Here is a 17,364-nt window from a genome sequence, read left to right as displayed (position 1 = left end):
GCGTCACCCGCCCGGACCGCCGCGGCGCCTCAGTCGCCCAGCGCGGCCAGGACGACGGCCTTGGCCTCCTCCTGCACCCGGGCCAGGTGGTCCGGGCCGAGGAAGGACTCCGCGTACACCTTGTAGACGTCCTCGGTGCCCGAAGGACGCGCCGCGAACCAGGCGTTGGCGGTGCTCACCTTGATGCCGCCGAGCGCGGCGCCGTTGCCGGGTGCCTCGGTGAGGACGGAGGTGACCGCCTCTCCCGCCAGGCTGTCGGCGGTGACCTGGGCCGGGGACAACTTCGCCAGCAGCGCCTTCTGTTCGCGGGTGGCGGGTGCGTCGACGCGGGCGTAGGCGGGCTCGCCGAAGCGGGCGGTCAGGTCGGAGTAGTGCTCGGACGGTGTCCTGCCGGTGACGGCCGTGATCTCGGAGGCGAGCAGGGCCAGGATGATGCCGTCCTTGTCGGTGGTCCACACCGAGCCGTCCCGGCGCAGGAAGGAGGCGCCGGCCGACTCCTCGCCGCCGAACCCGAGGGCGCCGTCGGCGAGTCCGTCCACGAACCACTTGAACCCGACGGGAACCTCGACGAGTTGACGGCCGAGGTCGGCGGCGACCCGGTCGATCATCGAGGAGGAGACGAGGGTCTTGCCGATGCCGGCGCCGGCCGGCCACCGCTCGCGGTGCCGGTACAGGTAGGAGATGGCCACCGCGAGGTAGTGGTTGGGGTTCATCAGGCCGGCGTCCGGGGTGACGATGCCGTGCCGGTCGGCGTCGGCGTCGTTGCCGGTGGCGATGCGGAAGCGGTCGCGCTGCTCGATGAGGGAGGCCATCGCGTACGGCGAGGAGCAGTCCATGCGGATCTTGCCGTCCCAGTCCAGCGTCATGAACCGCCAGGTGGGGTCGGTGTGCGGGTTGACCACGGTCAGGTCGAGCCGGTGCTGCTCGGCGATGCGGCCCCAGTAGGCGACGGAGGCGCCGCCGAGCGGGTCGGCGCCGATGCGCAGGCCCGCGGCGCGGACGGCGTCGAGGTCCAGGACGCTCGGCAGGTCGCCGACGTAGGTGCCGAGGAAGTCGTACCGCCCGGTGGTGGGCGCGGCGAGCGCGCGAGTGTACGGCACGCGCCGGACGTCCTTCAGGCCGCCGGTGATGATCTGGTTGGCGCGGTCCTGGATCCAGGCGGTGGCGTCGGAGGCGGCCGGGCCGCCGCTCGGCGGGTTGTACTTGAAGCCGCCGTCGGCGGGCGGATTGTGCGAGGGCGTGACGACGACGCCGTCGGCGAGGCCCGTGGTGCGGCCCGCGTTGTGGGTCAGGATGGCGTGCGAGACGGCGGGCGTGGGCGTGTAGCCGTCGGCGCTGTCGACGAGCACGGTCACGTCGTTCGCCGCGAACACCTCCAGCGCGGTGACCCTCGCGGGCTCCGACAGGGCGTGGGTGTCGGCGCCCAGGAAGAGGGGGCCGTCGGTGCCCTGTGCGGCGCGGTACTCGCAGATGGCCTGGCTGGTGGCGGCGATGTGGTCCTCGTTGAAGGCACTCGCCAGGGACGACCCGCGGTGTCCCGAGGTGCCGAACGCCACCCGCTGGGCGGGGTCGGCCGGGTCGGGGTGCAGCGCATAGTACGCGGTGACCAGCCGGGCCACGTCGACAAGGTCCTCGGGACCGGCCGGGCGGCCCGCTCGCTCCTGCGGCATGAGTCCGTTCCTCCGCATCGGTGTGATCGAACGCTCGCCGCCCATCTTCCTGGTCGGGGACTTGAGGCGCGAGTGCGCACCGCTGGGGCCGTACGGTCTGGTTCCTCCGGCTGCGGCGGACCGCGGAACGGCTGTCCCCGGATGCCGTGCGGAGCTCCACCTCATGGGCGGTGTGGTCCTGGCTGGTTCCCGTGGCGGACCTCTGGGCCCCGCGCCGCCTCCTCCTGCCGGTCCACCGCGTGAGCGTGTCCGGGACCCCGGAGCGGCTCAGGCGCGATGTCGTCCTGGTCAACCTCTGGTGGGCGGCCTGGGTGGCGCACGCGCTGCTCGCGGGGGCGGCGTCCTGGGGGACGACATCGCTGGTGCTCCTCGTCGTCGAGGAGGCGCTCGAACTCGCCGCCGGAGCCCTGTCGATCGTCGTGATCGAGCGGCTGACGGACCGGCAGGGAACTCCGGGGTACGGCACACCGGTGGTGCCGTACCCCGGGGAGCGGCCGCGTCACGTCTGTCTCAGCCGATGTGGTACGGGTCGCCGTACACCTTCCAGTCGAGGGGGGTGTCCAGGTCGAGGTTGCCCTTGCGCAGGAAGACGCGCTGCTCGGTGTCGACCCTGCTGGTGTCGCTGTGGGCCTCCTCCTGCTTCATGGCCCATACACGGGCGTCCAGGAAGGCGTTGAGGTACGTCGTCTCGTCGCCGCCCTGGGCCGGAGGCTTGGCGTGGCGCAGGGCCCGCTTGCGGATGCTGCCGAAGCTGGTGGGGTCGTCGCCGTCGCCGTGCATGACGATGGCGTCGTAGTAGGTGAACTGGCCGAGGGCGCGCAGCCCGTCCGCCTTGCCCTGCTTGACGGCGGGGTTGAAGTAGACGCGGTCGCGCTCGTCGTTCTGCGCCTGCTGGAACGCGCTGTCCTGGGCGGCCTTGCGCCAGTCCCGGGGGAAGTTCGGGTCGAGGCCGTCGTGCGAGTCGCTGCCGTTGACCCGGCGCAGGGCGGGCAGGTACTTCGCGAGGACGTTGCCGGGCTTGCGGTCGGTGTACTGCTGGACGAGTTCGAGCATGTCGCCGGTGCCGGAGCAGAAGCCGATGATGCCGGCGGTGTAGCCGCGCCCGTCGCCGATGTCCTCGATGTACTTGTACTGGGCCTTCCAGTCGAGCGAGGAGTTCTCCGCGCTCGACACCAGCTTCATGGCGATCTCCTTCTTCGCCGGGTCGTCCAGGCCCGGCGCGGCCGCGGACGCCGAGCCGCCGCCGTGCCAGACGCCGATCACGGCGCCGGTGGCGGCGGCCCCGAGCAGCGCGACGGCGCTACGGCGGGAGATGCGGGAGGGGGCGGCCGCGTCGCGGCGTATCTGCACCACAGGGACTCCAAGTGGGGGTGGGGGGTGGGACGTTACTAGGGATGCGTGCGCCGCACCTACTAGTAGGAAAGTTTCCTATCAGAAGCGTCGGACATCGATAACCCGCGTGCCGCAGATTCATAGGATCGAACAAGCCCGATTCAGAAGCCGCACCGCTCAATGCCATGCGGGGCAGCGGTTGGACTTACCAATCTTGGTGACGCAGGGTGGACAGGCCCCCCTCGCACCCTCGGGGCACCCCTACGGCACCACCCGGAGACGACCCGATGAACCACGTCGCGGACCCCGCTCGCTACGACGGCACCATGCGCTACCGGCGCTGCGGCCGCTCGGGACTGGACCTCCCGCTCCTGTCCCTGGGCTACTGGCACAACTTCGGCGACGACCGCCCCTTCGAGACCCAGCGCGAGATCGCGCTGCGCGCCTTCGACCTCGGGATCACCCACCACGACCTGGCCAACAACTACGGTCCGCCGTACGGCGCGGCCGAGATCAACTTCGGGCGGCTGCTCAAGCAGGACCTCGCGCCCTACCGGGACGAGCTGATCGTCTCCACCAAGGCCGGCTGGGACATGTGGCCCGGCCCGTACGGGCAGGGCGGCGGCTCGCGCAAGTACGTGCTCGCCTCGCTCGACCAGTCGCTGCGCCGCATGGGCGTGGACTACGTCGACATCTTCTACTCGCACCGGCTGGACGCGACCACGCCGCTGGAGGAGACGATGGGCGCGCTCGACACGGCCGTGCGCCAGGGCAAGGCCCTGTACGTCGGCATCTCCTCCTACGACGCCGAGCGCACCCGGCAGGCCGCCGCCATCCTGCGCGACCTCGGCACTCCGATGCTCATCCACCAGCCGTCATACAGCATGCTCAACCGCTGGATCGAGACCGACGGGCTGCTGGACGCCGCCGCGGAGGAGGGTTTCGGCGTCATCGGGTTCACGGCGCTCGCCCAGGGGCTCCTGACGGGCCGCTACCTCGACGGCGTGCCGCGGGACTCGCGGGCCGCGCAGGGCACCTCCTTCGACGCCGCGTGGCTGACCGACGACATGCTGCGCCGGCTGCGCGCGCTCGACGACATCGCCGCCCGGCGCGGGCAGACCCTGGCCCAGATGGCGCTCGCCTGGGCGCTGCGGGACGAGCGCGTCACCTCCCTGGTCATCGGCGCCTCGCGCACCGAACAGCTGGAGCAGAACGTCGCCGCACTGAAGAACCTCGACTTCAGCGACGAGGAACTCGCCGAGATCGACACCCACGCGACGGACGGCGGAGTCGACCTCTGGCGCGAGGCCCGGCTGGGCACGCTCGGCTGAGGCAGTCGGCCCTCGTGAGTTGTGGCACTCAGTGACACAGGACACTGACGTATCGGGAAATTCGGACATACTAGAAGTCATTCGGACCGCGACTGCCCCGCGACTTCAAGGAGCCGCTCACCGCATGCCGTACGGAGCCCCCGACCACCCCGTCCTGCTCCCCCACCCCGACCTGGGCCTGGCCCGCGGCTGTGAGCACTGCCTCGGCTGGGGAACGGTCGTCACCCGCGACGGGGAGCACGCCCTGTGCCACATCTGCCAGCCGGAACCCGGCGACGACGACGGAATCACGGAATCCGCCCCTTCCTCAGCGGCGTGACCCCTTCGCACCACGGCACCGGGTGCCGAGCGTCGCGCGACCGGCCGCGCCCGGCCGTCGTCGTACCGTTGACGCATGGCCGCCCCTCCCCTGCCGGGCTTCCTGGCCCATCTGGCGCCGCTGCTCGGCCACTACGGCTACCTGGCCGTCGGGGTGGTCTTCGTGGAGGACTTCGGGGTGCCGGCCCCGGGCGAGACCATCCTGCTGGCCGCCGGCGTCTACGCCGGAGCGGGGCGGCTGAACATCGTGGCCGTGGCGGTCATCGCCTTCGTCGCGGCCGTCGCCGGGGACAACGTCGGCTATCTGATCGGCCACTACGGCGGGCGCGCCTTCGTCCACCGCTGGGGCAAGTACGTGTTCCTCACGCCGAAGCGTTTCCAGGCCACCGAGGAGTTCTTCGAGCGGCACGGCGGCAAGGTCGTCACGGTGGCCCGGTTCATCGAGGGCCTGCGCCAGGCCAACGGCATCATCGCCGGCACCACGGGCATGCCCTGGCGCCGCTTCCTCGCCTTCAACGCGCTCGGCGCGGCGCTCTGGGTCGGCGCCTGGTCGACCCTCGCCTACTTCGCGGGCAGCCACCTCACGGCCGTCTACGACGAGATCACCCGCTACCAGGTCTACGTCCTCGTCGCCCTCGGCGTCCTGGTCGCGGGCTTCGTCGTACGGCACGTCGTACGACGCAGGCGCGAGCGCTGAGCCCCGTCCGGGCCGGGGCGGCGGGCCCCGGGGCCGGTCGTCAGGAGGAGCGGGCGGTGCGCCGGGTGGCCCGGTCCTTCGGCGACGGGTCGGGGGCGTCGCCGTCGGCCCGCTCGTGGCCTCCGCGCAGCGCGGAGGCCAGCGCGGCGATCAGCGCCATTGCGGCGGCGACCCCGAAGACGATGGTCAGGCCGTGGTGGAACGGCCCGGAGACCAGCTCGGGGAAGAACGAGTGACCGGTCAGGGTGGCCCGCTGGGCGTCGGTCAGCCGGTCCAGCGTGCCGCCGCCGGAGAGCAGGTGGCCGATGGGGTTGTTGCCGAGGAACGTGGCGAACAGCGTGCTGACCGGCGGCAGCGAGGCCGCCTGGTGCGCGGTGGCGGCGGGCACCCCGTGAGCCTGGAGCCCGCTGCTGAGCGTCGACGGCAGGGAACTGGCGAGTCCGGAGACCATCAGCGAGAAGAAGACGCCGATGGACAGCGCGGTGCCCGAGTTCTGGAAGGTGGAGCGCATCCCGGAGGCGACACCCCGGTACCGGGCCGGCACGCTGCCCATGATGGACGAGGTGTTCGGCGAGGAGAACATGCCCTGGCCCAGCCCGCTCAGCACCAGCAGCGCGGCGAAGGTGCCGTAGTCGAAGTCGACGGGCAGCGCGAGCAGGCCGACGAAGGACGCGGCGACCAGGAGCAGACCGGTCGTGGAGAACAGACGGGCGCCGAACCGGTCCGACAGGTAGCCGGAGACCGGCCCGGCCACCAGGAACCCGACCGTCAGCGGCAGCATGAAGATGCCGGCCCACAGCGGGGTGTCCTCGAAGTCGTAGCCGTGCAGCGGCAGCCAGATCCCCTGCAGCCAGATGATCAGCATGAACTGCAGGCCGCCGCGGGCGATCGCGGTCAGCAGGGCGGCCAGGTTGCCCGCGGCGAACGCCCGCACCCGGAACAGGGAGAGCCGGAACATGGGCTCGGCGACCCGGCTCTCGATCACACAGAACGCCAGCAGCAGGACGGCACCGCCGATCAGGCCGGAGAGCACCCAGGGGTTGGTCCAGCCGGTGGCGTGACCGCCGTAGGGCTGGATGCCGTAGGTGATGCCGGCGAGGAGCACGCCGGCGCCCGTGGCGAAGGTGACGTTGCCGAGCCAGTCGATCCGGCCGCGCCCCCCGGCGGCGGTCTCCCTGAGGCTCAGGTAGGACCAGATGGTGCCGGACACGCTGACCGGGACGCTCACCCAGAACACCGCGCGCCAGTCGACCGCGGCGAGCAGCCCGCCCGCCAGCAGCCCGAGGAACTGCCCGGCGAGCGCGGTGATCTGGTTGACGCCGAGGGCCATGCCGCGCTGCCGGGCCGGGAAGGCGTCGGTGAGGATCGCGGCCGAGTTGGCCGTGAGCATCGACCCGCCGAACGCCTGCACCATGCGCCACAGGATCAGCCACAGCGCGCCCGCCCCGGCCCGGAAGGGATCGAGGGAGAGCGCGACCGAGGCGCAGGCGAAGACCAGGAAGCCGAGGTTGTAGATCCGCACCCGGCCGAACATGTCTCCGAGCCGGCCGAGCACGACGACCAGCACGGCGGACACCAGCAGATAGCCGAGGATCATCCACAGCAGGTAGCCGATGTTGCCGGCGGCCAGCGGGTCGAGGCCGATGCCGCGGAAGATCGCCGGCAGGGAGATGATCACGATGGAGGCGTCCATCGTGGCGATGAGGACGCCCAGGGTGGTGTTGGACAGGGCGACCCACTTGTAGTGGGGTCCCGGCGGCGTCTCCCGGCCGTTCACAGCTGTTCCGCCAATCGGTCGAGCAGGGGCAGGGCATCCTCGAGAGCCCTCAGTTCCTGCGGGCTGAACTCGTCGAGGGCCCGGGCGAGGCGCCCGACCGACTCCGAGCGGCGTTCCTCCAGCATGGTCCGGCCCTCGTCGGTGATCGACACGATGGCCCGGCGGCCGTCGGTGGCGTCGGGGGTACGGCGGACCAGTCCGCGGTGTTCGAGGCCGGCGAGTGTCGTCGCCATGGCCTGGGGCCTGACCCGCTCCAGGTCGGCGAGCGAACCGGGCGAGTCCGGTCCGGCGCCGGCCAGGCGGGCCAGCACCGAGACACCGGAGAGGGTCACGTCACCGACGGCGTGCGCGCGGCGCAGCCGGCGGGTGATCCGGGCGACGGCCAGCCGCAGGGCCGCGGCGAGGGCGGCCGTGTCCTGCCCCCCGGCTCCCCGTCCCTCGGCCGCGTCGTTCGCGGGATTCCGTTCCAGGTCCATGATTACTAACAATAGGTTTATCAGTCTGGACTGTTCAACCAAGGTTGAGTAATTCACGGGATGCGTACGGCCGGGCCGGCGGGTGTCCGCGTTTGGGCGGCGCCACGGTGGACAACCGGACAGCACCACACGCCGAACGAGGTTGGGAGTGACACCCATGGCTGGCAACCAGAAGGCCAAGGCCAAGGCGGAGCAGGCCAAGGGCAGGATGAAGGAGGCGGCGGGCCGCGCCGTCGGCAACGAGAGCATGGAGGCCGAGGGCCGGATGAAGGGCGCCGAGGGCGATGCCCGTCAGGCCAAGGAAAAGGCCAAGGACACGTTCAAGCACTGAACCGGCGTCGAGCCGAAGGGGCGGGTCCGGACCATCAGGTCCGGACCCGCCCCTTCGTCCGTGTGCTTCGTCCGTGCGCGCGGGTTCGTCCGTGTGCGCGGGCGCCGGGCGCTCAGCCCTCCGCCAGGAGTTCGCCCCGCAGCCGGGTCAGCAGGCGCGACAGCAGCCGGGAGACATGCATCTGGGACACCCCGAGGCGCTCGCCGATCTCGGCCTGGGTGCGCTCCTCGACGAACCTGAGGTGCAGTATGTGCCTGTCCCGCTCGCCCAGCCCGGCGATCAGCGGAGCCAGCGCGTGGAAGTCCTCGACGAGCTCCAGGGCGGTGTCCTCGGCGCCGATGAAGTCGGCCAGGACGCTCTCGCCGTCCTCGCCGGAGCCGAGCGTGGCGTCCAGGGACGAGGAGGTGTAGGCGTTGCGCGCGAGCTGCGCCTCGACGACCTCCTCCTCGGACAGACTCATCAGCTGCGCGAGTTCCGCCACGGTCGGCGTCCGGTCCAGGCGGCTGGAGAGCTCCTCCGTGGCGCGGGCGAGCTGCACCCGGGCCTCCTGCAGGCGCCGGGGGACGTGGACGGCCCAGGACGTGTCCCGGAAGAACCGCTTGATCTCGCCCACGATGTAGGGGATCGCGAAGGAGGTGAACTCCACCTCGCGGGCCACCTCGAACCGGTCGATCGCCTTGATCAGCCCGATCACCCCGACCTGGACGATGTCCTCGGTCTCCGCCGGGCCCCGGCTGCGGAACCGCGCCGCGGCGAACCGCACCAGGGAGATGTTCATCTCGATCAGCGTGTTGCGGGCGTCCTGGTGCTCGTGCGTGCCCTCTTCCAGCTCCGCCAGCCTGCGCAGGAAGAGGCGGGTCAGCTCGCGGGCGTCCTGCGGGGCGACCCGCGAGGGATCGGCGACCTCCGGCAACCCGGCCCCTGCGGGGCTGGCGCCCCGCGCCGACTCGGATCGTGCGGGCTCGCACCGTGCGGGCTCGGCGGTCCCCGGCAGCCGCGCCGTCCTCGTCCGCTCCGTCGCCGTCACGCTCGCCGTCATGCCGAGTCCCTCCCGAAGTCGCCGGCGGCCGGTCCGCCGACTCCGCTGCGGTTACCCCGGGTTCGCGCGGTCATGCCCTGCGTGCACGACCCGGGCCGCCGGGTCTCCCTGCCGCGGTCACTGACCAGGCGTTCACGCGCAACCGGTGGATTCCTGTCCGGCGGCCCCTTGTTCGCGGCCGAAACGGGTAGCCGGGACCGGGACGGCACCACGATCCACAGGCACAGGAAGGGGCCCATGGACATCCCTCTCGGGGCCAGAGCAACGGCGCGGCCGCGCCCCGCGCTCCTGCGCCGCAGCCTCAGCTGGGACTACGGTCCGCCCTGCCTCGCCGAGGCGCGAGACGCCGTAGGGGCGCTCCTCGCGCGCGCGGAACCCGCGCCCCGGCGGCGGGCCGTCCAGGACGCCCAGCTCGTCGTCAGCGAACTCGTCACGAACGCGATCCGGCACGCCCCCGGTCCCGGGACGCTCCGACTGGAGCTGGCCCCCGACGCGGCGACCCTGCGGATCAGCGTCATCGACACCTCGGCCGATCCACCGCTCCCCCGGCCTGCGGACCCGGGGCGTGTGGGCGGCCACGGTCTGCGCCTGGTGAGCCTGCTCAGCACCGGGCTACGGACCACCCTCGTCCCCGGCGGGAAGCGGGTCACCGCCACGGTCTCCCTGACCGACGGGCCCGCCTGAGCCCCCGTCGGGGCGCGGGCCGTTTCGGACGCGCGGCGGGCGGGCACCCGTGCCAGGCTCGTCACAGGCGCGCTCACGTACGCCGCTGCCGGTCTCCGAGGAGGTGACGGCATGACCCGGGACAAGACGTCGGCCGGCGCGCACGCCGGGCACGGGAACCTGTTCTCCGGTCCGCAGCCGGACGTGGCCGGCGCCGCCGGCTATCCGGACGCCCCGCCCCGGGTCGGCTTCTTCACCGACACCTCCGTGTGCATCGGCTGCAAGGCGTGCGAGGTGGCCTGCAAGGAGTGGAACGCCGTCCCGGAGGACGGCCTCGAACTGACCGGCATGTCCTACGACAACACACAGGGACTCGGCGCCGACACCTGGCGGCACGTGGCCTTCATCGAGCAGCGCAAGCCGCTCGGCGGCCAGGAACCCGGTCTCGGCCACGAGAGCGTCGACGTCTTCGCCGCCGCCTACCGGCTGGGCGCGGACACCGCCGCGCCCGCGCCGGCGCCCGAGAACGAGGTGATCTCCCCCGTCTCCCCCGACGGCCGCACCGAGCTGCGCTGGCTGATGGCCTCCGACGTGTGCAAGCACTGCACGCACGCGGCCTGCCTCGACGTGTGTCCCACGGGCGCGCTCTTCCGCACGGAGTTCGGCACGGTCGTCGTCCAGGAGGACATCTGCAACGGGTGCGGCTACTGCGTGCCCGCCTGCCCCTACGGCGTCATCGACCAGCGCGAGGACGACGGCCGGGTGTGGAAGTGCACCCTGTGCTACGACCGCCTGGGCGCCGGCATGGAGCCGGCCTGCGCCAAGGCCTGCCCGACCGAGTCCATCCAGTTCGGCCCGCTGGAGGAGCTGCGGGAACGTGCGGCGGCCCGGGTCGCGCAGCTGCACGCCGCCGGGGTGACCGACGCCCGACTGTACGGGGAGGACCCGGAGGACGGGGTCGGCGGCGACGGCGCGTTCTTCCTCCTGCTGGACGAGCCCGAGATCTACGGCCTGCCGCCGGACCCGGTGGTCACCACCCGCGACCTGCCCGACATGTGGCGGCACGCCGCCCTGGCCGCCGTCTCGCTCGCCGCCCTCGCGGTCGCCGGCTTCGCGAAGAGGCCGGGGCGGGGACGCTGACGGGACGGCCGACGACACCATGAGGAGGCCGCGATGACCGGATCGGACGTCACCCGGGACGGGCTGCGGGGCGCGCGGCCGGGGCGGGAGGCCGTCACCGGCGCACAGCCGGGCCGCCACCGGCGCCGTCGGGGGCGCGGGCGCGGCGAGCAGTCGATGGTGCCGGACGCCGAGATCTCGTCGTACTACGGCAAACCGGTCCTCAACAAGCCGACCTGGGAGCCGTTGGACATCGCCGGATACCTGTATCTGGGCGGCCTCGCCGGTGCGTCCTCGCTGCTGGCCGCCGGGTCGGCCGTGACGGGGCGGCCGGAGCTCGCGCGGACGGCGAAGCTGGGCGCGGCCGGGGCCATCTCGCTGTCGCTGGCCGCGCTCGTGCACGACCTCGGGCGCCCGGCCCGCTTCCTGAACATGCTGCGGGTCCTCAAGCCCACCTCGCCGATGAGCGTGGGCTCGTGGCTGCTCGCGGGCTACGCTCCGCTGACGCTGGCCGCCGCGGCCACCGACGTCGCGGGCCGGTACCGGCTCGTCGGCCCGGCCGCTACCGCGGGGGCCGCCGCGCTCGGCCCGGCGGTGGCGACGTACACCGCGGTGCTGCTGTCGGACACGGCCGTGCCGTCCTGGCACGAGGGGTACCGGCAGCTGCCGTTCGTGTTCGCGGGGTCCGCGGCGAGCGCGGCGGCGGGTCTGGCTCTGGTGTGCGCGCCGACGGCCCAGGCGGGGCCCGCCCGGCGTACGGCGGTGCTGGGCGCCGGACTGGAGCTGGGGGCGTTCCAGCTGATGAAGCGGCGTATCGGGCTCGCCGCGGAGCCGTACGAGCAGGGCAGGCCGCATGTGCTGCTGCGGGTGGCGGAGGCTCTGACGGTGGCCGGTGCGGCGCTGTCGGTCCTGTCCGGGCGGCGGCGTGACCGGCGGCTCGCCGTGGCGGCCGGTGCCGCGCTGCTGACCGGGTCGGCGGCGCTGCGGTTCGGCGTGTTCCACGCCGGGGTGGCCTCGGCGGAGGACCCCGCCTACACGGTCGTACCGCAGCGGGAGCGGCGCGCCGCGCGCGAGGGCTGACGGGTGCCGGTCCTTCCCGTCCGTCCGTGGGCGCCCGGACCGTTCGCGGGGTGGTGCGCCCATGACGCGTGGGGGGTGACGGACGGGGAGGACCGGTTTCCTGGGGGGCGCGGGCCGTCTCGTGGCCGTCCGCGCCCGCCGGCCGGGGTGCTCAGCGCACCGTGTTCACCTTGTGCAGGGCCTTGGCGAGGCCGTTGGCCCACAGCTGGTCGACGCGGGCGCGTTCGTTGGCGTCGGGGTAGCGGTTGGTGCAGGACGGGCCGGGGCCGCCGCCCGACATCAGTTCGCTGCACGGGCCGCTGTAGTCGTCGGGCAGGCCCAGCACGTGGCCGGTCTCGTGCGCGGCGACGCGGATCGAGTCGTACTCCTGGTTCTGCTGGTAGTCGAGGAAGATGTAGCCGCGGCCGTGGCCGTCCGTGGAGGCGTACGAGCCCTGCGGGTCGCTGCCCTCGTAGTAGGCGAAGTCGGCGCCGCCGGAGCTCTCCTGGAGGCGGACGTTGGACACGGAGCTGTTCCAGATGGAGGCGGCGCTCGATATCTGGGAGCGGAAGCTCGGGGCCTGGGAGTCGTCGTAGTAGACGGTGACGGACTGCAGACCGGGGTGGGCCGCCTGCTTCTTGGCGACCGACTTCAGGACGGCCTGGAAGAACGCCTTGGTGTCGGCGGAGTTCTCGTGCGCGCCCGTGAAGTGGGCGGCCCGGGCGTCGGGGGCGGCCGGCTGCGCGGTGTGGGCGCTCGCGGGGACCACGGTGCCCAGGGAGGCGAACGCCAGGCCGACGCCGAGCGCCAGCAGTCTCCGGGAGGTCTTCGCGGCCGGGGAGGTCGTACGGGACGACGTCATGTGGGGGGCTCCTACTCGTTCGTGTGGGGTGGTGAACGATGAGTCGCCTCCGAGTCTCGGGCAGTTGAACGGCGAGCGGATGATGGCAACCGGGGATAGGGCGAGGCTATCGGCGGCCAACTCGTGCGGTTCCGTTCGGATTTGAACATCTGGCGTGGGCCCGCCGGCCGCCCTACGCTCCCGCCATGGAGTTCGAGGTGAGGCATCTGCGGGTGCTGTGCGCCATCGCCGACGCGGGCAGCCTGCACAAGGCGGCTCGTGAACTAGGCATGGCCCAGCCGTCGTTGAGCACCCAGTTGCGCCGCATCGAGCAGACGCTGGGCGGCCGCCTGTTCACCCGGGGCCGCGCGGGCTGCCGTCCGACTCCGCTGGGGCATGTCGTGGTCAGCCGGGCCCGGCCCCTGGTCGCCGAACTCGCCGCGCTGGTCACGGAGACGAGGGCGGCGGCGGCCCGGGCGGCGGACGGACCCCGGCTGCGCATCGGCGCCACGGCGAGCCGGGCGCTGCCGGGCTGGCTGCGCCGGCTGCGCGGGCGCTCGCCCCGGACCGAGCCGACCCTCCAGATGGACGTGTCTGCGAACGCCCTGCTGGGGCTGGTCGCCGAGGGCCGGCTCGACATGGCGTTCGTGCACGAGGTGGAGGGCAGCCCGCTGCGCGTCCCGGCGGGGCTGTGCCTGCGGGTGCTGGTGGAGCGGGAGCCGCAGTTCGTCACCCTGGCCGCGGACCATCCCGCGGCACGGCGGCCCGAGGTGCGGCTCGCCGACCTCGCCGGTGACCGGTGGATGATCGACTCCACGGTCGACGGGGAGTGGGACGGGCTGTGCCGGGTGCTGCGTGCGGCCGGGATCGAGCCCGACCTGCTGCACGGGGACTACCTCACCGCGTTCTCGCTGGCCGCCATCGGCGAGGTCGTCACGGTCAGCCAGCCGACCACCCGGCCCCGCTCCGACCTCGCGGTCCGCCCGCTGCGGGGTGACCCGATCGGCGTACGGCTGCTGCTCGCGGCCCGGACGGAGGCCGAGCTGGACGACGGGTACGCCGAGCTGGAGGAGGCGTACTGGGAGGCGGCCCGCCAGGCCCCGGCGTACCGCACGTGGCTGGAGCGGGCCCGCGCGGCGGAGCCGGCCCGCGCCCTCGGGGCCCGCGGCGCGCATGTCGCGCCCGAGGGGACGCGCGGCGGGACGCTCTCGGGCCGGGTGCCGGCGCCGGGGGCGCCGCGCCGGGCCGCGGGAGCGCAGGGCATGGTCCGCTCCTGACCAGCCCTCGTGCGCCCCGGCCCCTGTGCGAAGCGCCGTCCGGTCCTGCCCTTGTTTGGTCCGTCCTCGCCGGGGTACCCAGCCGCCCGCGGATGCCGCCTGCGCGGGGCGGCGGGAGACTGGGCACAGTGAGCGGAGGGAGCGTTGACGTGGGTGTGCGCACCTGGATCGACTCCTGGCCGGTCTACCGTCAGCTCACCGGGACCGACCCGCTCGGGCGGGGCGCGGCGGCCAAGAGCGGGCGCAGCGAGCGGCTGGAACCCCGGGTCGCCACGGCCGACCGGGTGGTGAAGTCCGTCTGCCCGTACTGCGCGGTGGGCTGCGGCCAGAACGTCTACGTCGAAGACGGGAAGGTCACCCAGATCGAGGGCGACCCGGACTCCCCCGTCTCGCGCGGCCGGCTCTGCCCCAAGGGCTCGGCCAGCCTGCAGCTCACCACGGGTGACGCCCGCGAGCACCAGGTGCTGTACCGGCGCCCGCACGGCACCGAGTGGGAGCGGCTGGACCTGGACACGGCGATGGACATGATCGCCAACCGGGTGATCGAGGCGCGGCGGGCCGGCTGGCAGTGGGAGGTCGACGAGACCCGGACCCGGCGCACGCTGGGCATCGCGAGCCTCGGCGGGGCCACGCTCGACAACGAAGAGAACTACCTGATCAAGAAGCTGTTCACGGCCATGGGCGCGATCCAGATCGAGAACCAGGCGCGTGTTTGACACTCCTCCACCGTTCCCAGTCTGGGAACCTCATTCGGGCGCGGCGGCGCGACCACCTTCCAGCAGGACCTGCAGAACTCGGACTGCATCGTCATCCAGGGTTCGAACATGGCCGAGTGCCATCCGGTCGGGTTCCAGTGGGTCATGGAGGCGAAGGCGCGCGGCGCGAAGCTGATCCACGTCGACCCGCGGTTCACCCGGACCAGCGCGCTCGCCGACGTGCACGTGCCGCTGCGCGCGGGCTCGGACATCGCGTTCCTCGGCGGGATCATCAACTACGTCCTGAGCGAGGAGAAGTACTTCCGGGACTACGTGGTGGCCTACAGCAACGCGCCGGTCGTCCTGCGGGAGGACTTCCGCGACACCGAGGACCTGGACGGCGTGTTCTCCGGCCTGGACCCCGACAGCCGCTCCTACGACAACAGCAGCTGGCAGTACGAGGGCACCGAGATGCAGTCGGCGTCGGGCCAGCGCGACCAGGAGTACGACAAGCGCACCGGTGGCGGCAGTTCGGTCACCGAGGCCGCGGGCGGCGAGTCCCACGGCTCCGGCGGGGCCGACATCGGCGAGGGCGACTTCGAACGCGACGAGACGCTGACCCACCCGCGCTGTGTCTTCCAGGTGCTCAAGCGGCACTACGCCCGCTACACCCCGGAGCTGGTCGAGCAGATCTGCGGGGTGCCGCCGAAGCTGTTCCGGCAGGTGTGCGAGCTGGTCACGGAGAACTCCGGGCGCGAGCGGACGACCGCGTTCGCCTACGCGGTGGGCTGGACCCAGCACACGGTGGGCGTGCAGTACATCCGCGCGGCGGCCGTGCTGCAGACGCTCCTCGGCAACATCGGCCGGCCCGGCGGCGGGATCATGGCGCTGCGCGGGCACGCCTCCATCCAGGGCTCGACGGACATCCCGACCCTGTTCAACCTGCTGCCCGGCTACATCCCGATGCCGCACGCGCACAAGGAGGAGGACCTGGACGCCTTCGTGCGCGCGGAGGCCGCACGCAAGGGCTACTGGGGCAACATGCGCGCCTACCTGGTGAGCCTGCTCAAGGCCTACTGGGGGGAGGCGGCGACGGCCGGGAACGACTTCTGCTTCGACTACCTGCCCAGGCTGACCGGTTCGCACTCCGCGTACGAGATCGCCATGGCGCAGCTGGACGGCGACTGCAAGGGCTACTTCCTCGTCGGGGAGAACCCGGCGGTCGGCAACGCCAACTCCAAGCTGATGCGCCTCGGCATGGCCAACCTGGACTGGCTGGTCGTACGGGACTTCTCGCTGATCGAGTCGGCGACGTGGTGGAAGGACGGCCCGGAGATCGAGACCGGGGAGCTGCGCACCGAGGACATCGGCACCGAGGTGTTCTTCCTGCCGGCCGCCGCGCACACCGAGAAGGACGGCAGCTTCACCAACACCCAGCGGCTGCTGCAGTGGCACCACCAGGCCGTGGAACCGCCCGGCGAGGCGCGCAGCGACCTGTGGTTCACCTACCACCTGGGGCGGATCGTCAGGGAGAAGCTGGCCGGGTCCGCCGACGAGATGGACCGCCCGGTGCTCGACCTCACCTGGGACTATCCGACGAGGGGCGCGCTCGCCGAGCCGGACGCGGAGGCCGTGCTCGCGGAGATCAACGGCCACGACGCCGACGGCGCGCCGCTGTCGTCGTACGAGCAGCTGAAGACCGACGGCTCCACCTCCTGCGGCTGCTGGATCTACTGCGGGGTCTACGCCGACGGCGTCAACCAGGCCGCCCGCCGCAAGCCGGGCCGGGAGCAGAGCTGGGTGGCGCCCGAGTGGGCGTGGGCCTGGCCGGCCAACCGGCGCATCCTGTACAACCGCGCCTCGGCCGACCCGGACGGCAAGCCGTGGAGCGAGCGGAAGGCGCTGGTGTGGTGGGACCCGGACGAGGGCGAGCAGGGCGAATGGACCGGCCACGACGTGCCCGACTTCAAGAAGGACAAGTCGCCGGACGCCGAGCCGCCCGAGGACGCCACCGGCCCCGAGGCGCTGACCGGCCGGGACCCATTCATCATGCAGGCGGACGGCAAGGCCTGGCTGTACGTGCCGTCCGGGCTGACCGACGGGCCGCTGCCGACGCACTACGAGCCGCAGGACTCGCCGTTCCCGAACCTGCTTTACGGCCAGCAGCGCAATCCGGTGCGGCAGGTGCTGCCGGCGCGGCCGGACAACCGCTACCAGCCCAGTGCCGGTGAGCCCGGCGCGGAGGTGTTCCCGTACGTGGCGACCACGTACCGGTTGACCGAGCACCACACGGCGGGCGGTATGTCCCGTTGGCAGCCGTATCTCGCCGAGCTGCAGCCGGAGTTCTTCTGCGAGGTGTCGCCCGAGCTGGCCGCCGAGCGGGGCCTGGAGCACACCGGCTGGGCGACGATCGTCAGTGCCCGGGGTGTCATCGAGGCGCGCGTCCTGGTCACCGACCGGGTGGCGCCGCTGACGGTGCACGGGCGGACCCTGCACCAGGTGGGCCTGCCCTACCACTGGGGCCCCAACGGCTACACCACCGGCGACGCGGCCAACGAGCTGCTGCACCTGTCCCTGGACCCCAACACCCATATCCAGGAGGCCAAGGCGTTCACCGTGGACATCCGGCCCGGGCGCCGTCCCCGCGGCCCGGCGTCGATGGAGCTGGTGCGCGCCTACCGGGACCGGGCCGGCATCGACGAACACACCGGCACGGAACTGTGAGCAGGGGCCCTCGGG

General features: G+C 72.6%; 15 protein-coding genes and 1 pseudogene. 10 read left to right on the top strand and 6 right to left on the bottom strand.

Annotated features, from left to right (window positions below):
- Window positions 1–29: 29 nt before the first annotated feature.
- A complete protein-coding gene (pgm, locus tag ABZ854_RS13355) occupies window positions 30–1,670 on the bottom strand; it encodes a phosphoglucomutase (alpha-D-glucose-1,6-bisphosphate-dependent) (protein ID WP_361208849.1) in 1,641 nt (546 codons plus the stop codon).
- A 107-nt stretch (window positions 1,671–1,777) separates the two neighbouring features.
- On the opposite strand from pgm, the pseudogene ABZ854_RS13350 reads away from it, so the two are divergent.
- Window positions 1,778–2,095 (top strand): annotated as a pseudogene (locus tag ABZ854_RS13350) (DUF4328 domain-containing protein); the annotation flags it as partial.
- An 85-nt stretch (window positions 2,096–2,180) separates the two neighbouring features.
- Here ABZ854_RS13350 and ABZ854_RS13345 read toward each other — a convergent pair.
- Window positions 2,181–3,023, bottom strand: coding sequence for a chitosanase (locus ABZ854_RS13345; protein ID WP_361208846.1), 843 nt, complete (start codon window positions 3,021–3,023; stop codon window positions 2,181–2,183).
- Window positions 3,024–3,289: 266 nt separating this feature from the next.
- Between ABZ854_RS13345 and mgrA the strand changes: the two genes are divergently transcribed.
- From mgrA to ABZ854_RS13330, 3 genes are all read left to right on the top strand, one after another.
- A complete protein-coding gene (mgrA, locus tag ABZ854_RS13340) occupies window positions 3,290–4,333 on the top strand; it encodes an L-glyceraldehyde 3-phosphate reductase (protein WP_361208843.1) in 1,044 nt (347 codons plus the stop codon).
- A gap of 124 nt (window positions 4,334–4,457) precedes the next feature.
- Entirely contained in the window at window positions 4,458–4,652 is a 195-nt protein-coding gene (locus ABZ854_RS13335) for a hypothetical protein (RefSeq protein WP_361208840.1), read from the top strand.
- 75 nt (window positions 4,653–4,727) lie between these two features.
- Window positions 4,728–5,348 (top strand): DedA family protein, encoded by a 621-nt coding sequence (locus ABZ854_RS13330; RefSeq protein WP_361208837.1) that lies wholly within the window; start codon window positions 4,728–4,730, stop codon window positions 5,346–5,348.
- Window positions 5,349–5,388: 40 nt separating this feature from the next.
- Here the strand turns inward: ABZ854_RS13330 and ABZ854_RS13325 are convergent, their stop codons facing one another.
- Both ABZ854_RS13325 and ABZ854_RS13320 read right to left on the bottom strand, forming a co-directional pair.
- The gene (locus ABZ854_RS13325; protein ID WP_361208834.1) at window positions 5,389–7,125 is read right to left on the bottom strand and encodes an MFS transporter; all 1,737 of its coding nucleotides are present in this window, start codon (window positions 7,123–7,125) and stop codon (window positions 5,389–5,391) included.
- The gene (locus ABZ854_RS13320) at window positions 7,122–7,601 is read right to left on the bottom strand and encodes a MarR family transcriptional regulator (RefSeq protein ID WP_361208831.1); all 480 of its coding nucleotides are present in this window, start codon (window positions 7,599–7,601) and stop codon (window positions 7,122–7,124) included. The genes ABZ854_RS13325 and ABZ854_RS13320 overlap by 4 nt, the downstream gene beginning before the upstream one ends.
- Before the next feature lie 157 nt (window positions 7,602–7,758).
- Here ABZ854_RS13320 and ABZ854_RS13315 point away from each other — a divergent pair, with 157 nt between their 5' ends.
- Window positions 7,759–7,932 carry a CsbD family protein gene (locus tag ABZ854_RS13315; protein WP_129311377.1) on the top strand — a complete coding sequence of 58 codons (174 nt, stop codon included), beginning with the start codon at window positions 7,759–7,761 and terminating at the stop codon, window positions 7,930–7,932.
- 112 nt (window positions 7,933–8,044) lie between these two features.
- Here ABZ854_RS13315 and ABZ854_RS13310 read toward each other — a convergent pair whose 3' ends face one another.
- A complete protein-coding gene (locus tag ABZ854_RS13310; RefSeq protein ID WP_361208828.1) occupies window positions 8,045–8,971 on the bottom strand; it encodes a SigB/SigF/SigG family RNA polymerase sigma factor in 927 nt (308 codons plus the stop codon).
- Window positions 8,972–9,208: 237 nt separating this feature from the next.
- Here ABZ854_RS13310 and ABZ854_RS13305 point away from each other — a divergent pair, with 237 nt between their 5' ends.
- The 3 genes from ABZ854_RS13305 to nrfD all read left to right on the top strand — a co-directional run bounded on the left by ABZ854_RS13305 (window position 9,209) and on the right by nrfD (window position 11,833).
- Window positions 9,209–9,655: an ATP-binding protein gene (locus ABZ854_RS13305; RefSeq protein WP_361208825.1), complete on the top strand. Its 447-nt coding sequence runs from the start codon at window positions 9,209–9,211 to the stop codon at window positions 9,653–9,655.
- Between the two features lie 111 nt (window positions 9,656–9,766).
- The gene (locus ABZ854_RS13300; RefSeq protein WP_361208822.1) at window positions 9,767–10,774 is read left to right on the top strand and encodes a 4Fe-4S dicluster domain-containing protein; all 1,008 of its coding nucleotides are present in this window, start codon (window positions 9,767–9,769) and stop codon (window positions 10,772–10,774) included.
- 33 nt (window positions 10,775–10,807) lie between these two features.
- Entirely contained in the window at window positions 10,808–11,833 is a 1,026-nt protein-coding gene (gene nrfD / locus ABZ854_RS13295; protein ID WP_361208819.1) for an NrfD/PsrC family molybdoenzyme membrane anchor subunit, read from the top strand.
- A 151-nt stretch (window positions 11,834–11,984) separates the two neighbouring features.
- On the opposite strand, the gene snpA is transcribed toward nrfD, so the two are convergent.
- Complete coding sequence (gene snpA / locus ABZ854_RS13290) at window positions 11,985–12,674, bottom strand: snapalysin (protein WP_361208816.1); 690 nt, start codon at window positions 12,672–12,674, stop codon at window positions 11,985–11,987.
- Window positions 12,675–12,859: 185 nt separating this feature from the next.
- Here snpA and ABZ854_RS13285 point away from each other — a divergent pair, with 185 nt between their 5' ends.
- On the top strand, window positions 12,860–13,930 hold the full coding sequence (locus ABZ854_RS13285) for a LysR family transcriptional regulator (protein ID WP_361208813.1): 1,071 nt from the start codon (window positions 12,860–12,862) through the stop codon (window positions 13,928–13,930).
- 149 nt (window positions 13,931–14,079) lie between these two features.
- The gene (gene fdh, locus ABZ854_RS13280; protein ID WP_361208810.1) at window positions 14,080–17,349 is read left to right on the top strand and encodes a formate dehydrogenase; all 3,270 of its coding nucleotides are present in this window, start codon (window positions 14,080–14,082) and stop codon (window positions 17,347–17,349) included.
- Window positions 17,350–17,364 lie beyond the last annotated feature (15 nt).

The organism is Streptomyces sp. NPDC047028 (assembly GCF_040644095.1).
Classification (GTDB): Bacteria; Actinomycetota; Actinomycetes; order Streptomycetales; family Streptomycetaceae; genus Streptomyces.
Note: the sequence above shows the minus strand (reverse complement) of the source record. Positions and strands in the feature narration are given on the sequence as shown.

What these genes read in the sequence shown, in the direction of transcription:
- pgm (WP_361208849.1), bottom strand. Translation starts at nt 1,670, where the DNA reads ATGCCGCAGGAGCGAGCGGGCCGCCCGGCCGGTCCCGAGGACCTTGTC.
- mgrA (WP_361208843.1), top strand. Translation starts at nt 3,290, where the DNA reads ATGAACCACGTCGCGGACCCCGCTCGCTACGACGGCACCATGCGCTAC.
- ABZ854_RS13335 (WP_361208840.1), top strand. Translation starts at nt 4,458, where the DNA reads ATGCCGTACGGAGCCCCCGACCACCCCGTCCTGCTCCCCCACCCCGAC.
- ABZ854_RS13330 (WP_361208837.1), top strand. Translation starts at nt 4,728, where the DNA reads ATGGCCGCCCCTCCCCTGCCGGGCTTCCTGGCCCATCTGGCGCCGCTG.
- ABZ854_RS13320 (WP_361208831.1), bottom strand. Translation starts at nt 7,601, where the DNA reads ATGGACCTGGAACGGAATCCCGCGAACGACGCGGCCGAGGGACGGGGA.
- ABZ854_RS13315 (WP_129311377.1), top strand. Translation starts at nt 7,759, where the DNA reads ATGGCTGGCAACCAGAAGGCCAAGGCCAAGGCGGAGCAGGCCAAGGGC.
- ABZ854_RS13310 (WP_361208828.1), bottom strand. Translation starts at nt 8,971, where the DNA reads ATGACGGCGAGCGTGACGGCGACGGAGCGGACGAGGACGGCGCGGCTG.
- ABZ854_RS13305 (WP_361208825.1), top strand. Translation starts at nt 9,209, where the DNA reads ATGGACATCCCTCTCGGGGCCAGAGCAACGGCGCGGCCGCGCCCCGCG.
- ABZ854_RS13300 (WP_361208822.1), top strand. Translation starts at nt 9,767, where the DNA reads ATGACCCGGGACAAGACGTCGGCCGGCGCGCACGCCGGGCACGGGAAC.
- nrfD (WP_361208819.1), top strand. Translation starts at nt 10,808, where the DNA reads ATGACCGGATCGGACGTCACCCGGGACGGGCTGCGGGGCGCGCGGCCG.
- snpA (WP_361208816.1), bottom strand. Translation starts at nt 12,674, where the DNA reads ATGACGTCGTCCCGTACGACCTCCCCGGCCGCGAAGACCTCCCGGAGA.
- ABZ854_RS13285 (WP_361208813.1), top strand. Translation starts at nt 12,860, where the DNA reads ATGGAGTTCGAGGTGAGGCATCTGCGGGTGCTGTGCGCCATCGCCGAC.